Raw genomic sequence first — 15,212 nt, forward strand, 5'->3', positions numbered from 1 at the left:
GCTTTCACACATAGCTTACTATTGTGAATTAATGTAAAAGTGAAACGCCTTTTGCAAAATTTATAAAACTATGTTTCTATGTGTTCAAAATAAATTGAAATCAAAAAACTTCTAAATCTCTAAACTCAGAACGGATAACCCATAACTTACAATCTAAAAAAGAATGAAAAAAGTATATTTTGCTTCTGACCAGCATTTTGGAGCACCAACTCCCGAATTAAGTTTACCGCGTGAGCAAAAATTTGTTGCCTGGCTTGATGAGGTGAAACAAGATGCAGAAGCTATTTTTTTATTAGGTGATTTATTTGATTTTTGGTTCGAATATAAAACGGTTGTTCCAAAAGGGTTTGTTCGTGTTTTGGGCAAATTGGCTGAAATTCGTGACAGTGGAATCCCAATTTATTTTTTCGTTGGAAATCACGATTTGTGGATGAACGACTATTTCCAAACCGAATTGAATATTCCGGTTTATCATGATAACAAGGAATTTACTTTTAACGGAAAAACGTTCTTAATTGGTCACGGTGATGGAAAAGGTCCTGGTGATAAAGGGTATAAAAGAATGAAAAAAGTATTTACAAATCCGTTTTCAAAATGGCTTTTCCGTTGGCTGCATCCGGACGTTGGGGTTAGTTTGGCACAATATTTATCAGTAAAAAACAAGTTGATTTCAGGAGATGAAGATGTGAAATTCTTAGGCGAAGAAAACGAATGGCTGGTTTTGTATGCCAAACGCAAACTTGAAACCAAACATTACAATTACTTTATTTTTGGTCACCGTCATTTACCTATGATTATTCCCGTTGGAGAAAATTCAAATTATGTAAATCTGGGTGACTGGATTGGTTACTTTACTTACGGAGTTTTTGATGGCGAGACTTTTGAGCTTCAGAAATTTGAAAATTAGTTTAAGCCAGCTCCATAAACATATTCATCTAAATCAATTTTGAATAAAGTCCCTTCGACTAAATCTTTTATTGATTTTATCTCTTTTATCGAAACAGCCAGATCTACCTGTGTGCAAGGTGTTTTTAATAAAAATTTATGGCAGGAATTTTTCAGTTCACACGTTTTACAACAAGAGTTTTCGATAAGACTATCTTCAATCAAATCACAAAACTGATTTAATTCGGCTATTGTAAAATAGAACCCGGTTTCTTTAAAAACCAATTGTACTTTGTCGAATATCGTTTTATTTTCCTTTTTCCAGTAAAAGGCAATTCCAAAGTTATTATGGTATATCTGTTCAATTTCTCTCATTGTTGAATACTTTATCTAAACAAATATAAATATTATTTATATTAATTCTAAATAAAAAATTCATAAAATTGCAAAAAAAATCTTCACCATATAAGTGATATAGTTCATTTTAGTTTATCGGAATCTTTTTTAAATGAACTTATATCACTTATATGGTTTTAAAGTTCATTACTCCATGTTCTGATGGTCATCCATATCTTTTTGAAGATCCAGATTTCTAAAGGTTGGTGATTTTATTCCGAAACCTAAGACCGTCAAAAGAGTCATACTTCCTCCAAATACAACAGAAGTTACGGTCCCCATTAATTTTGCTGTTAAACCGCTTTCAAAAGCACCTAATTCGTTTGATGACCCTACGAACATTGAGTTTACAGCTGCCACACGACCACGCATATGATCGGGAGTTTTAAGCTGTAAAATGGTTTGACGGATAACTACAGAAATTCCATCAGCAACTCCGCTTAAGAATAATGCCACCACTGACAACCAAAAAATAGTTGAAATTCCGAACAAAATAATACACAATCCGAAAATAAAAATGGCTATTAAAAGCTTCATTCCGGCTTTTTTATACAAAGGAACGTAAGCTGAAATTAACATGGTAATAAAAGCACCAATGGCAGGAGCAGCCCTTAAAATACCAAAACCTTCTGGACCAACTTTTAGAATGTCCTGAGCAAAAACAGGTAATAATGCTACGGCACCTCCAAAAAGAACCGCAACCATATCAAGCGAAAGCACACCTAAAATGGTTTTATTATTAAATACAAACTTGATTCCTTCCTTTAAGCTTTCCATTACCGGTTCGCCAATTTTAGGATTCAAAATAGGTTTTTTACTGATTTGTGATAAAGCGATCAAGGCAAAAACAGAACACCCAACTACCAGACACATGGACCAGTGAACACCAATAAAATTAATTGAAAAACCTGCAACGGCCGGACCTAAAACGGCACCGATCTGCCAAACAGAACTACTCCAGGTAGCTGCATTTGGATATGCTTTTTTAGGGACAATTAAAGATAAAAGCGAGAAAATAGTCGGCCCAAGAAAAGCACGAACTAATCCTCCAAGAAAAACTAAAAAGTAAATAGAATATAAAATAAGATCCGAAGATAATCCACTCACGACTTTTGGCCAGGTCAGTAAAAATAGTCCGAAGCTAATTATTGTAAAGCCTAGTATACATTTTACTAATAATCCTTTCTTTTCCCTTTGATCGACCATATGACCGGCAAATAATGCCATCGACACGGCAGGTATAACTTCCATTAATCCAATCATTCCTAACGAAAGAGGGTTTTTTGTAAGGCTGTAAACTTCCCATTCAATAACAATAAACTGCATCGACCATGCAAAAACCATTGCAAATCGTAATAATAAAAATACATTAAATTCTCTATAACGTAACGCCTGATACGGGTCGTTTTTCTTTTCTTTATTCTTCATTTGTTCTAATATCTTTAAGCATAAGTTGAGTTGAAACGGTATCATTCCACTCATTTTCAGCCAGTGAATACGCTAACTGAAAAGGATTTTGATTTTTTGTGATTTCTATTTTTTTTCCAAGGCCAAAACCTATCGCGGCAATTCCGTCTGAATTATTTTGTTTTACAAAAAGTCTCAAATGCTCATCGTCTGCACCCAGAGTTTTGGCATAACCTGTGTCTTTTACATTAGATGTCATAAAAACAGGGGTCATATTTTGTGGGCCAAAGGGTTCAAATTGTTTTAAAATCCTAATAAGCTTTGGAGTTATATCCGTAAAGTTTATCTCGGCATCAATTTCGATTTCCGGAGTTCTCATTTCCGGTAAAATGGATTCTTCAACCTGTTTTTCAAACGCTTCTTTAAAGGTTTCGTAATTTTCAGCTTTCAAAGTCATTCCGGCTGCGTACATATGACCTCCAAATTGTTCCAGATGTTCAGCACACGCATCCAATGCATTATAAACATCAAATCCTTTTACAGATCTTGCCGAAGCTGCATATTTATCACCACTTTTGGTAAAAACCAAAGTAGGACGATAAAAGGTTTCAATTAATCTTGATGCTACAATCCCAATAACGCCTTTGTGCCAGTCTTCCTGAAAAACAACAGTAGAAAATCGATTTTCTTCCTGATTTTCTACAATTTGCTGAAAAGCTTCTTTGGTGATTTTTTTGTCTAAATCCTTTCGATCTGAATTGTATTGTTCAATTTCTGAAGCAAATTGCTGTGCCTGTTCAAAGTTGAATTCTGTCAACAATTCAACGGCATGATTGCCGTGTTTAATTCTTCCTGCGGCATTTATTCGGGGAGAAATAATAAAAACAACATCAGTAATGTCTAAAACTTTCTTCTTGATTTGATGTACCAAAGCTTTAATTCCCGGTCTCGGATCGCTATTGATAACCTGTAATCCGAAATAAGCCAGGACCCTGTTTTCGCCAGTTATCGGAACAATATCAGCAGCGATTGCCGTTGCAACCAAATCCAGATACGGAACCAAATCTTCAATGGTTTCATTTCGATTCTGTCCTAAAGCCTGAATCAATTTAAAACCAACACCGCAACCACATAATTCATCGTAAGGATAGGAGCAATCTTCCCTTTTTGGGTCTAAAATTGCGATGGCATCAGGAAGAATATTTCCGGGTCTGTGGTGATCGCAAATGATAAAATCGATATTTTTTTCTTTTGCGTAGGCGATATGATCTATTGATTTGATTCCGCAATCGAGCGCGATAATTAGAGAAAATCCGTTATCGTCGGCGAAGTCAATACCTTTAAAAGAAATTCCGTAACCTTCATCATAACGATCCGGGATATAAGTCGCAATGTTTGGATAATGCGATTTTAGATAAGAAGAAACCAAAGAAACAGCCGTTGTTCCATCAACATCATAATCGCCAAAAACTAAGATGTTTTCCTGATTCTCAATTGCCGATTCAATTCGGGCGACTGCTTTATCCATGTCTTTCATTAAGTATGGATCATGAAGGTGTTCTAATGAAGGACGAAAGAAATTTTTGGCAGCTTCGAAAGTTTCAATGCCACGCTGAATCAAAAGTGTTGCCACAAAATCTTCTACATTTAAGGCGGTTGCAAGGTGTTTTACCTTTCCTTCTGAAGGTTTTGATTTGATGGTCCAGCGCATAAATAATTATGAATTGAAAATTAAGAATTAGGATTTTATGTGAGAGAACAAATTTAGTTTAAAATAGCTAATCATTTTAATCTTCTTCAATGCAAATTTTAATCAAATACAAACCATATAAGTGATCTTATATGGTTATCTGTCTTAACAAGCTATATTAAGGTTATTTGAGAAAAGAAAAAATGAAAATTTGTTATTACTTTTGATTATATCATTTTTAAAACAAACAAAATGCAAATTCAGGGACAAATTGTTGACATCCAAAACCGACGTATTTATGCTGGAGAAATCACTGTCGAAAACAAAAAAATCATTTCGATAATTGAGAAAAACCACAATGTGAAAAATTACATTATGCCGGGATTTATTGATGCCCATATTCATATCGAAAGTTCAATGCTCGTTCCTTCCGAGTTTGCAAAAATTGCCGTACTTCACGGAACAGTCGGTACCATTTCTGACCCACACGAAATCGCAAATGTTTTAGGAACGACGGGCGTTTATTATATGATTGAAAACAGTAAAAAAGTACCGTTGAAATTTCATTTTGGCGCACCGTCTTGTGTTCCTGCCACTTCTTTCGAAAGTGCTGGTGCTATCATAGATTCAGACGGAATTAAGGAATTATTGGCTTCTCCCGACATTTATTATTTGGCAGAAATGATGAATTATCCCGGTGTTTTATTAAATGATGAAGAAGTTTTAAAGAAAATTCAATGGGCAAAACATTTCAATAAACCCGTTGATGGTCATGCACCGGGATTAAGAGGTGAAGCGGTTAAAAAATATATTTCAGCCGGGATTTCTACCGACCACGAATGCTTTACTTTTGAAGAAGCCGAAGAAAAATTATCTCTGGGAATGAAGGTAATTATTCGCGAAGGAAGTGCTGCCAAAAATTTCGAAGCACTCATCGATTTACTTCCGGAAAATTTCGAAAACATGATGTTTTGTTCAGATGATAAACATCCTGATGATTTAATCATAAGTCATATTAATTCGCTTTGCGCTCGTGCAGTTGCAAAAGGAATTGACGTTTTTAAAGTCTTACAGGCTGCTTGTGTAAATCCTGTGAATCATTATAAAATTGATGTGGGTTTATTGAAAGTAAACGATGCTGCCGATTTTATCGTAGTCGAAGATTTAGTTGATTTCAAAGTGAAACAAACTTACATCAACGGCGAATTAGTGGCCGAAGATGGTGAATCTTTTATAAAACATATTCCATTTGAAACGCCTAATAATTTCAATATCACTTCCAAAGAAATAAGCGATTTTAAAGTTTCGGGTTCGGGTTCAAAAATCAGGGTAATTGAAGCTTTAGAAGGACAATTAATTACCAATGAAATTCACCATCAATCATTAATCGTTGATGGACAAATCGTTTCAGATACTGAAAAAGATATTCTGAAAATGGCTGTTGTGAATCGTTATCAGGATGCCAAACCTGCTATTGCCTTCATTAAGAATTTTGGTCTGAAAAAAGGCGCTATCGCCAGTTCTGTAGCACATGATTGTCATAATATTGTTGTTGTGGGAACTTCTGACGAAGAAATTTGCAATGCTGTCAATCTGATTATTAAAAATACTGGTGGAGTTTGTGCCGTAAATGGTTCTGAAAGCAAAATGTTGCCGTTGCCTGTTGCCGGAATTATGAGCGACAAAAACGGTTGGGAAACTGGAAAATTATATCAGGAAATTGATGCAATGGCAAAAGAATTGGGAAGCAATCTGAAAGCGCCTTTTATGACGCTTTCGTTTATGGCTCTACTGGTTATTCCCGATTTAAAATTATCCGATAAAGGATTATTTAGCGGAAATAGTTTTTCATTTGTTGATTTGGAAATTATTTAACCATATAAGGTTAGTTAAGAAGTAACTTATTTTTCTCAATATTAGTGAAAATCCGTTTTATCTGTGACCAAAATATTTAAGATTTCAAAGTCAAAGCTTTTCCTTCAAACTGAATTCCGTCCCAGCCTAAGTTGATGAAGTTTCTAATGTTTTGGTGATTTGTTCCGTTTGGATCTCCTAAAACTTCTTCAAAATAGAAAGCGCCAAAACAGGCTAACGTTTCTTCTTTACTTAAGTTTTGCAACTTTGCGAAAGAAAATAATTTGCAGGAACCTGAATTTTCTCCGGCAGCATTGTGTTGCGTTCCATTTTGGAAAGCTGTTGGTGTAAAGTTGTAGTTATCCTCTATTACTGCAATAGTTTCAGGAAATGTTATTTGGTTTGGAGTTTGTTTTACTTTTTGTAAAAAAGATGCGATGCTCATTGTGTATTTATTTAAGTTTTGTTTGTGTAATCAGAATTATTTTTAATTTATGAATTGATACAAGTCAGATATTATATCATCAAGTTGATTATTATTTTCAATTAGTTCTGGGTAACTATAATCTCCATTAATAACAAATTCGCATAGTTTAGTTTTATACGAAGACTTTAAAGTGCCACTGTCACCTTTAAATTTCTTAAAATCGTTTATCTTATTTTTTACAAATAAATCAGTAATAAACTGACCAAGTCCAATTGAAATATAATCTTCTCTATCAAAAGAAATTTTATTGACATTTTCCTCTTCACTAGAATTGACAAGTTCCACCAAAAAATCTTTAATAATCTTTATTGGTAAAAGATTTTCAATTTCTCTATAATTTGTATTTTGATATTTAAAGTTTTTTTCTGCTTCAGATGTCTTTTCCAATTCTTCTCTCCTTTTAAGTTTTTTTCCTGTAGCATTATCGTTGTCAGCAAGAAGATATATTTTATTTGATATAGCAAATGAATTGATTTTTTCTCGAACTTGTTCGTCACTAAAAACTTCTTCGAAATTTTCATCAAATAAATAATGCTCAATTAAGTTTCCTCCATATTCAAAAAAAGCAAAATCAATATCTTCTTTTAAATGTTTTCTTGAATGTTTTGTACAATAAAGTTTTAAAAAAAATGAAATGTATTTTCTATCAGTTGGACCTTCAACCCAAATAGATGAATTTGCCATTAAAACAGATGAATTGTTTACACCAAGCAAATCAAGAGTTTCCTTGTTTGGTTTAACATTCTTAATCATAAATTTTTCTTGACTTCCTTTATGAAATTGAAATATTGAAATGTCGTCTGTATGGAGTGATAAATCAAGAAAATGGTTAGAATGAGTCGTGAAGAAATATCGTAAATTTTTACTTTTTAAATATTCATTATTCAATAATGTCTCAATAAAAATTCTTTGAAGTCCTGGATGCAAATGAGTTTCTGGTTCCTCAATAAAGCACCAAGTATCATTATCTGAAGTAAAAATTGGAAATAGCAATAAAATTAATTGTTGTATTCCATCTCCAATATTAAAAATGGGATGCATTTCATCACCAATTTTTAATAATAAATTACTATTTGCTTTATCTGGAATTAACTGTAATTTTTCATTTTGATAAAAATTATCTTGTAACCACAATGTGAATTTTTCTAACTTAATAATATCCGCGGAATTGTGTAATTCAAAAACATTGTCAAATAGCATTAACCCTGTGAAGACATTTTCTTTTAAGCCATATTTAATTTCATAAATTTTATTAAAAGAGTCTTTATTTAAATTTGAATCATATATAATCGATCTTAAAATTGGAATATAAATTTTCTTCTTTAAATAGTTTTCAGAATGAAATTTAAGTTCTTTAAGGAAATTTAAAATTTCATCCAATATTTGAATATGTTCAATGTCATTAATTTTTTCTTTCAAATTAACAACAGATTTTTGAACATCTTCAATTTGATATAAACTACCAAATAAATCTCCTATTTTACTTAGATTTTTACCAAAAAGACCTTCACTTAATTCAAAAAAAATAGCTGTATCGATATTTGTGCTTTTTTCTTGTAATTCGAAAAATAGATCCAATACAGATTTTGATTGTTCTGTACATTTAAAGGAATTAACTTTAAACAAACCTCTCAAAAACCTACTTTTTCCTGAATTATTTGCTCCAACAAAAAAATTTATTGCACCTAGTTTGCCAAATGAAGCCTTTCCATTGTCAAAAAGTTCTAAATTATCTAAAAAATAATTATTTTTTGAAGTAGCGGTGTCATCATAAAATCCGAAGTCTAATTTTCCAAATTCAAGTGGAAAAGTATCTTTGGAAATCCTCTGACTAAAATCAAAATGTATGTACATATTTTATTTATGTATTATTCTTCTTTTTGAAATTTACTTTTCTTAGGTTCTTTGGTTATTGTTTTTCCGGCAACCACAACGACGATTTCTCCTCGTGGCGCTGTTTTTTCAAAATGGGTTAATACTTCCCGTGCGGTTCCGCGAACATTTTCTTCGTGCAATTTTGATAATTCCCTTGAAACACAAACTTGTCTGTCTTCTCCAAAATACTGTATGAACTCAGCCAATGTTTTGACTAATTTATGTGGCGAAACATACAAAATCATCGTTCTGGTTTCTTCGGCTAAAGCTAAAAATCGGGTTTGACGCCCTTTTTTATCAGGCAAAAAACCTTCGAAAACAAATTTGTCGTTTGGTAATCCGCTGTTTACTAAAGCCGGGACAAAGGCAGTTGCACCAGGCAAACATTCCACTTCGATTTTATTTTCGACACAAGCGCGTGTCAATAAAAAACCCGGATCTGAAATAGCAGGAGTTCCGGCATCTGAAATCAATGCGATTGTTTCACCGGCTTTTAAACGTGCGATTAAATTCTCAGTTGTTTTGTGTTCGTTGTGCATATGATGGCTGTGCATGTGCGTGCCAATTTCAAAATGCTTCAACAATTTGCCACTGGTTCTGGTGTCTTCGGCCAAAATCAAATCGACTTCTTTGAGAATCCGAATGGCACGAAAAGTCATGTCTTCAAGATTGCCAATTGGCGTAGGAACGATATATAATTTAGACATAATAATTTTAAATATTTAAACACAGATTGCACGAATTAGCACGAATAATTTAAGCGCTAAAAATTCCACGAATATAAATTAGTGTAAATCTGTGAAATTCGTGTTTTTAAGAGAATTTTTTCTCAACGATTCCCATGAAACGTTCTGCATAATCGTCTTTTCCTTCCCAATTGTTATAATCCGGTTTTACCATATTTTCAATAAACTCCTGAGCTTCATTATAATTATCAAAAGTTAATAATTGATTTAAAACACGGCTGTAGTCTTCTGTGTTGTTTCCGAAAAGGTTTTTGGTAAATGCAATTCGGTCATTCAGATCAATATGAAAACCTTTGGCTAATTTTTCGTTTAACGGAACTGTTTTGGGTTTCGATGATTCTAAAATTGCAGTTTCTACCGGAGCTTTTATCTCTTTAAATTCAGATATTGGCGGAGCAGGGGAAAGAGCTTCAAAACTATCTACTTTTACAAATTGTGCATCACCGTAATTAATCCCCAAATCTTCAAATGAAATCTGAACAGGCTCCGATTTTGAAGCAGTCTCAATTTTAGGTTCTTCTATTTTTTCTTCTTCTTTTTCTAATTCAAAAGCCGGTTTAAAATCATTAATTGGTTTTAAATCACTTATGGTTTTAAAAGAAAGTTCCTCAGTAGTTTCTGTTTCTTTTCGGGTTTCAAAAACGGGCTCTTCAATTGTTTCGATAACAGGTTCCGGAGTTACTTCTTCTGGAACCTCTGAAATTATTTCTTCTTTAATCTCTTCAATAACTTCTGGTTCCGGAGCCACTTCAACTACAGTTTCTGCAACAGTTACTGGAATTTCTTCTTCAGTTTTAATTACTGCAGGCGTTATTTCTTCTTTTTCGAAAAGAGCTTCTACTTCAGATTCAATTTCACTTTTTCCGATGGTTGGTTTTATGGTGTCGAAATTTTCATCTATAAATTTCAGAACTGCAAGTTTTTCATATAATTTCTGCGTTTCAAGATACAATTGATTGATATCGGATTTATTTTTGAGTTTTAAAATTCGATGTGCAATGCTGATTAAATCGGCTTCCAATTTTTTTTTCATAACTGTTGAAATTATAGTGAATATGGTGCTTTAGTATATTTTGTGTTTTGAATGTCTTTAATTCCGAGGAAATTCGCAGAACATTTTTTTATTTCTGTTAATAAGCGTTTGCGAATCTTCGATTTGATAAAAATTTTCTACTTTTGAGAAAACGTAAAACAGTAATTTTTTACGTCAATTTATTACCAGTACAAAGTAATAAAAACTATTCATTTTAAAAGGTAGAAAAATACAAAATGTTTCTCGAAAATACAGTAAATCACAAAGAACAATTTGGTTGGATTGAAGTTATTTGTGGATCAATGTTTTCGGGTAAGACCGAGGAGTTAATCCGCAGATTAAAACGTGCCCAATTTGCCAAACAAAAAGTCGAAATTTTTAAACCTGCTATCGATACCCGATATCATGACGAAATGGTGGTATCACATGATGCCAACGAAATTCGCTCAACGCCGGTTCCCGCTGCTGCCAATATTGCTATTTTAGCACAAGGCTGTGACGTTATCGGAATTGACGAAGCACAGTTTTTTGATGATGAAATTGTTACCGTTTGTAATGATTTGGCGAATCAGGGAATTCGTGTGATAGTAGCAGGACTTGATATGGATTTTAAAGGAAACCCTTTCGGACCAATGCCCGCACTTATGGCAACAGCCGAATATGTCACTAAAGTTCATGCCGTTTGTACGAGAACCGGAAACTTAGCCAACTATAGTTTTCGTAAAACCGATAATGATAAATTGGTAATGCTTGGTGAAACCGAAGAATATGAACCGTTAAGCCGTGCAGCGTATTTTAATGCCATGAAGAAAAACCAGGAAAAATAATTTCTAAACAATTTTAAGCTTAAATAAACAATGCAACAAAAGCAAAGTACAAGAAAACAGAATATTCGACTACTACTTATAATTATAATTGCGGTAGTTTTGGTTGCTTTGTTTCAGTTATATCTTTATAAAAGTGCTCGTACTGTTAATACTGAAATAGTAGAATTGGTTGAGAAATATAATAAAAATTGTCCTTTAATAATTCAGGAAGGGATTCGTTTAGACAGCGTGAGTTTACCTGAGGCTGAGGATAGAATTGTTCAATATAATTTGACATTAGTAAACGTAGAAAAGGAAACGGCCGATGTTAATGTAATACATCAAGAAATCGAAAAAAGTCTGATAAGTACAGCTAAAGCAAACCCGGGGCTTAAAGTTTTTCGAGAGAATGATTTTGTATTGGTTTATAGGTACAATGACAAAAAGAAAGTGTTTTTGTTTAAAGTTGCAATAATACCTGATCTTTATAAATAATTAGAAATTTAATATAAAAATATAACCCGACAGATTTATAATTTGTCGGGTTTGTTGTTTTGTATAAAATTAAATGATCTTACTTTGTCTAAACTGGACTGGACTGAAGTCCAGCTCTACAATATAATATGTTCCTACGGAACTATAGCAGAGCCTTCGGCTCGGACCATATTGTAGGGCCGGATTTTAATCCGGTTTAATATGAGTTGCGTATGAATTAAGATTGATATATTAAATTTTCTTTCGCATTCTCGCAACCGGAATATCAAGTTGCTCACGGTATTTTGCGATTGTTCTTCGGGCAATCGGATAGCCTTTTTCTTTTAGGATTTCTGCCAATTGATCGTCCGGCAAAGGTTTCTTTTTGTCTTCTTCTTCAATAGTATTTTTAAGGATCTTTTTGATTTCCAAAGTCGAAACATCTTCTCCCTGATCATTTTTCATGGCTTCAGAGAAAAACTCTTTAATCAGTTTTGTTCCGTATGGTGTTTCTACATATTTACTGTTTGCAACACGAGAAATCGTCGAAATATCTAACCCAACCATATCTGCAATGTCTTTTAAGATCATTGGTTTTAGTTTGGTTTCATCACCATCTAAAAAGAATTCTTCCTGGTAATGCATAATCGCATTCATCGTTACAAAAAGTGTTTCCTGACGTTGCCTGATAGCGTCGATAAACCATTTTGCCGAATCCAGTTTTTGCTTGATAAATTGAACCGCATCTTTTTGAGCTGTCGATTTATCACGGGAATCTTTATAGGTCTGCATCATTTCCTGATAATCTTTAGAAACGTGCAGGGAAGGAGCATTTCTTCCGTTTAAGGTCAACTCCAGTTCACCGTCTGTAATCCTGATGGCAAAATCCGGAACTACATTCTCCGTAACTTTATTGTTCCCGGTATAAGACCCGCCCGGTTTTGGGTTCAGCCTTTCGATTTCATGAATCGCTTTTTTAAGCTGTTCATTCGAAACACTGTATTTCTGTAATAATTTATCGTAATGTTTTTTGGTAAAAGCATCAAACTGATTTTCGATAATGTCAATTGCCAGATCAACATATTCCGTTGGTGTTTTGTGCTTTAATTGCAATAATAAACATTCCTGTAAATCACGTGCACCAACTCCTGAAGGTTCCAGTTCGTGAATGACGTGAAGCATTTTTTCGACCATTACCTCATCAGTATAAATTCCCTGAGTGAAGGCCATATCATCGACTATATCCGGAATACTTCTGCGGATATAACCCATATCATCAATACTTCCAACAAGGAATTCGGCAATTTCACGCTCTTCATCATTCAGAATAAATGTATTCAGCTGATTGATTAAATCCTGATGAAAACTAATTGGTGATGCAAAAGGCGTTTCGCGCTCCTCATCTTCACTATAATTATTGGCTTGTGTTTTATAATCCGGGGTATCGTCGTCGCTTAAATATTCGTCTATATTAATGTCGTCTGCTTCGATTCTGTCAGATTCCGCATCATCATAATCGTCGTAGTCTTCATTAGCAAATTCATCGGCTTCGTATTCGTCTTCTTTTCCTGCTTCCAGAGCCGGATTTTCGTTCATTTCCTCTAATAAACGTTGCTCAAAAGCTTGCGTAGGCAATTGAATTAACTTCATCAGCTGAATTTGCTGTGGAGATAATTTTTGGGATAATTTTAAATTTAAAAATTGCTTTAGCATTTATATTTTTTTGTTCTTTTTAGTTTAATGTTTCAAGTTTCAAGTGCTGAACAACCTGAAACTTGAAACCTGAAACAATTTTTTTTAAAACTCTGCACTTCCAGGAGTTCTCGGGAAAGGAATTACGTCTCTAATGTTTGTCATTCCGGTTACAAACAATACCAAACGCTCAAATCCAAGTCCGAAACCTGCGTGAGTTGCAGAACCAAATCTTCTGGTGTCTAAATACCAGTATAATTCTTCTTCATCGATGTTTAAAGCTTTCATCTTTTCAACCAAAACATCGTAACGCTCTTCCCTTTCTGAACCACCAACGATTTCTCCAATTCCAGGGAAAAGGATATCCATTGCACGAACTGTTTCTCTTCCAGGTTCTGTGTTGTCATTCAAACGCATGTAAAACGCTTTTATGTTTGCCGGGTAATCGTATAAAATTACCGGACATTTAAAGTGTTTTTCAACCAGATAACGCTCATGTTCCGACTGTAAATCAGCTCCCCATTCGTTGATGATATAACTGAATTTTTTCTTTTTATTTGGAGTTGAATCTCTTAAAATGTCAATAGCTTCGGTGTAAGAAACACGTTTGAAGTTGTTTTCTAAAACGAAGTTTAATTTTTCCAACAAAGCCATTTCACTTCTTTCAGCCTGTGGTTTTGATTTTTCTTCTTCTAAAAGTCTTCCTTCTAAAAACTTCAAATCATCTTTACAATTGTCTAAAGCATATTTAATTACGTACTGGATAAAATCTTCAGCCAAATCCATGTTGTCATCAAGATCATTGAAAGCAACTTCCGGCTCGATCATCCAGAATTCTGCCAGGTGACGGGAAGTATTTGAATTTTCAGCTCTAAAAGTTGGCCCAAAAGTATAAATCTGACCCAATGCCATCGCAAAAGTTTCACCTTCTAATTGTCCGGAAACCGTTAAGTTCGTTTCTTTTCCAAAGAAATCTTCTTTATAATTTACTTTTCCGTCTTCAGTTCTTGGCGTATTGTCGAAAGGCAAAGCCGTAACTTTGAACATTTCACCTGCACCTTCAGCATCAGAACCTGTGATAATTGGCGTATTTACATACACAAAACCTTTTTGCTGAAAATAATTGTGAACCGCAAATGACAATACCGAACGCACGCGCATAATTGCTCCAAAGGCATTGGTACGAACACGTAAATGTGCATTTTCACGCAAGAATTCCAACGAGTGTTTTTTAGGCTGCATTGGGAATTTCTCAGCATCAGAATCTCCTAATATTTCAAGTTTTGTAACCTGAATTTCATATTTCTGACCAGCACCTTTACTCTCCACCAAAGTTCCGATTACTGAAACCGCTGCTCCGGTAGTGATTCTTTTTAAAGTTTCTTCCGGTGTATTTTCAAAATCAACAACACATTGTATATTATTAATGGTAGAACCGTCATTAAGCGCGATGAACTGATTATTTCTAAAAGTTCTCACCCATCCTTTTGCATTAACTTCCTGAAGCGTCGTAGTACTGTTTAATAAGTCTTTAACTTTTGTGTGTTTCATTTTATATAATATTGATATTTAAAGAGTATTTCAATCGAAATGCAAATATAATCGATTTGTTTGTAATTGCCACATTGGAATAGAAGTAAGGAGCTATTTACTTCGTCAGTTTGCTATCGCTCGTGTCCCGCCAGAGGATGCCGCTGTAAACGTAGTTCATGAACTCCCATGAAAATAAGAATTAAACGGGGTAATTCCGGGCTGGGGCAGGAGGGATTAGAAATCATTTGGCTTTGAAAAGAAAAAATGATTTAATTTTTATCATGAATCAAAAATTCACGAATACTAAAAAAGCTACAACTTGGGGAGGTTGTAG

Annotated in this window: 13 protein-coding genes; 4 read left to right on the top strand and 9 right to left on the bottom strand. The window is 34.0% G+C overall.

Features of this window, described 5'->3' with window-relative positions; genetic code table 11:
* The first annotated feature begins 163 nt into the window (after positions 1 to 163).
* Complete coding sequence (locus tag PMI10_RS07645) at positions 164 to 907, top strand: UDP-2,3-diacylglucosamine diphosphatase (protein ID WP_007806353.1); 744 nt, start codon at positions 164 to 166, stop codon at positions 905 to 907.
* Here PMI10_RS07645 and PMI10_RS07650 read toward each other — a convergent pair.
* The 3 genes from PMI10_RS07650 to recJ all read right to left on the bottom strand — a co-directional run bounded on the left by PMI10_RS07650 (position 904) and on the right by recJ (position 4,399).
* Positions 904 to 1,260, bottom strand: coding sequence for a hypothetical protein (locus PMI10_RS07650; protein WP_007806355.1), 357 nt, complete (start codon positions 1,258 to 1,260; stop codon positions 904 to 906). The two genes, PMI10_RS07645 and PMI10_RS07650, sit on opposite strands and share 4 nt — an antisense overlap.
* A gap of 168 nt (positions 1,261 to 1,428) precedes the next feature.
* Positions 1,429 to 2,709, bottom strand: a complete 1,281-nt coding sequence (locus PMI10_RS07655; RefSeq protein ID WP_007806357.1) for an MFS transporter — start codon at positions 2,707 to 2,709, stop codon at positions 1,429 to 1,431.
* Positions 2,699 to 4,399, bottom strand: a complete 1,701-nt coding sequence (gene recJ, locus PMI10_RS07660) for a single-stranded-DNA-specific exonuclease RecJ (RefSeq protein ID WP_007806359.1) — start codon at positions 4,397 to 4,399, stop codon at positions 2,699 to 2,701. Before recJ ends, PMI10_RS07655 begins: the two co-directional genes overlap by 11 nt.
* A 231-nt stretch (positions 4,400 to 4,630) precedes the next feature.
* Between recJ and ade the strand changes: the two genes are divergently transcribed.
* The gene (ade, locus tag PMI10_RS07665; RefSeq protein ID WP_007806361.1) at positions 4,631 to 6,253 is read left to right on the top strand and encodes an adenine deaminase; all 1,623 of its coding nucleotides are present in this window, start codon (positions 4,631 to 4,633) and stop codon (positions 6,251 to 6,253) included.
* Between the two features lie 76 nt (positions 6,254 to 6,329).
* Here the strand turns inward: ade and PMI10_RS07670 are convergent, their stop codons facing one another.
* From PMI10_RS07670 to PMI10_RS07685, 4 genes are all read right to left on the bottom strand, one after another.
* Positions 6,330 to 6,677 carry a HopJ type III effector protein gene (locus PMI10_RS07670; RefSeq protein WP_007806363.1) on the bottom strand — a complete coding sequence of 116 codons (348 nt, stop codon included), beginning with the start codon at positions 6,675 to 6,677 and terminating at the stop codon, positions 6,330 to 6,332.
* Positions 6,678 to 6,719: 42 nt separating this feature from the next.
* Positions 6,720 to 8,573, bottom strand: a complete 1,854-nt coding sequence (locus PMI10_RS07675; protein WP_007806366.1) for an ATP-dependent nuclease — start codon at positions 8,571 to 8,573, stop codon at positions 6,720 to 6,722.
* A 14-nt stretch (positions 8,574 to 8,587) separates the two neighbouring features.
* The gene (gene rsmI / locus PMI10_RS07680) at positions 8,588 to 9,301 is read right to left on the bottom strand and encodes a 16S rRNA (cytidine(1402)-2'-O)-methyltransferase (RefSeq protein WP_007806369.1); all 714 of its coding nucleotides are present in this window, start codon (positions 9,299 to 9,301) and stop codon (positions 8,588 to 8,590) included.
* Positions 9,302 to 9,407: 106 nt separating this feature from the next.
* A complete protein-coding gene (locus PMI10_RS07685; RefSeq protein WP_007806371.1) occupies positions 9,408 to 10,373 on the bottom strand; it encodes a hypothetical protein in 966 nt (321 codons plus the stop codon).
* Positions 10,374 to 10,609: 236 nt separating this feature from the next.
* On the opposite strand from PMI10_RS07685, the gene PMI10_RS07690 reads away from it, so the two are divergent.
* Entirely contained in the window at positions 10,610 to 11,200 is a 591-nt protein-coding gene (locus tag PMI10_RS07690; RefSeq protein WP_007806373.1) for a thymidine kinase, read from the top strand.
* Between the two features lie 30 nt (positions 11,201 to 11,230).
* Positions 11,231 to 11,674 (top strand): hypothetical protein, encoded by a 444-nt coding sequence (locus PMI10_RS07695; protein ID WP_007806374.1) that lies wholly within the window; start codon positions 11,231 to 11,233, stop codon positions 11,672 to 11,674.
* Between the two features lie 231 nt (positions 11,675 to 11,905).
* Here the strand turns inward: PMI10_RS07695 and rpoN are convergent, their stop codons facing one another.
* Positions 11,906 to 13,366, bottom strand: coding sequence for an RNA polymerase factor sigma-54 (gene rpoN, locus PMI10_RS07700; RefSeq protein WP_007806376.1), 1,461 nt, complete (start codon positions 13,364 to 13,366; stop codon positions 11,906 to 11,908).
* A gap of 84 nt (positions 13,367 to 13,450) precedes the next feature.
* A complete protein-coding gene (gene asnS, locus PMI10_RS07705) occupies positions 13,451 to 14,896 on the bottom strand; it encodes an asparagine--tRNA ligase (RefSeq protein WP_007806378.1) in 1,446 nt (481 codons plus the stop codon).
* Positions 14,897 to 15,212: the final 316 nt, after the last annotated feature.

The sequence above is a fragment of the Flavobacterium sp. CF136 genome (assembly GCF_000282055.1).
Lineage (GTDB): Bacteria > Bacteroidota > Bacteroidia > Flavobacteriales > Flavobacteriaceae > Flavobacterium.

Coding starts and splice junctions, on each gene's coding strand:
- asnS (WP_007806378.1), bottom strand. CDS start 14,896: ATGAAACACACAAAAGTTAAAGACTTATTAAACAGTACTACGACGCTT.
- PMI10_RS07695 (WP_007806374.1), top strand. CDS start 11,231: ATGCAACAAAAGCAAAGTACAAGAAAACAGAATATTCGACTACTACTT.
- rpoN (WP_007806376.1), bottom strand. CDS start 13,366: ATGCTAAAGCAATTTTTAAATTTAAAATTATCCCAAAAATTATCTCCA.
- PMI10_RS07675 (WP_007806366.1), bottom strand. CDS start 8,573: ATGTACATACATTTTGATTTTAGTCAGAGGATTTCCAAAGATACTTTT.
- ade (WP_007806361.1), top strand. CDS start 4,631: ATGCAAATTCAGGGACAAATTGTTGACATCCAAAACCGACGTATTTAT.
- PMI10_RS07670 (WP_007806363.1), bottom strand. CDS start 6,677: ATGAGCATCGCATCTTTTTTACAAAAAGTAAAACAAACTCCAAACCAA.
- rsmI (WP_007806369.1), bottom strand. CDS start 9,301: ATGTCTAAATTATATATCGTTCCTACGCCAATTGGCAATCTTGAAGAC.
- PMI10_RS07655 (WP_007806357.1), bottom strand. CDS start 2,709: ATGAAGAATAAAGAAAAGAAAAACGACCCGTATCAGGCGTTACGTTAT.
- PMI10_RS07685 (WP_007806371.1), bottom strand. CDS start 10,373: ATGAAAAAAAAATTGGAAGCCGATTTAATCAGCATTGCACATCGAATT.
- PMI10_RS07650 (WP_007806355.1), bottom strand. CDS start 1,260: ATGAGAGAAATTGAACAGATATACCATAATAACTTTGGAATTGCCTTT.
- PMI10_RS07645 (WP_007806353.1), top strand. CDS start 164: ATGAAAAAAGTATATTTTGCTTCTGACCAGCATTTTGGAGCACCAACT.
- PMI10_RS07690 (WP_007806373.1), top strand. CDS start 10,610: ATGTTTCTCGAAAATACAGTAAATCACAAAGAACAATTTGGTTGGATT.
- recJ (WP_007806359.1), bottom strand. CDS start 4,399: ATGCGCTGGACCATCAAATCAAAACCTTCAGAAGGAAAGGTAAAACAC.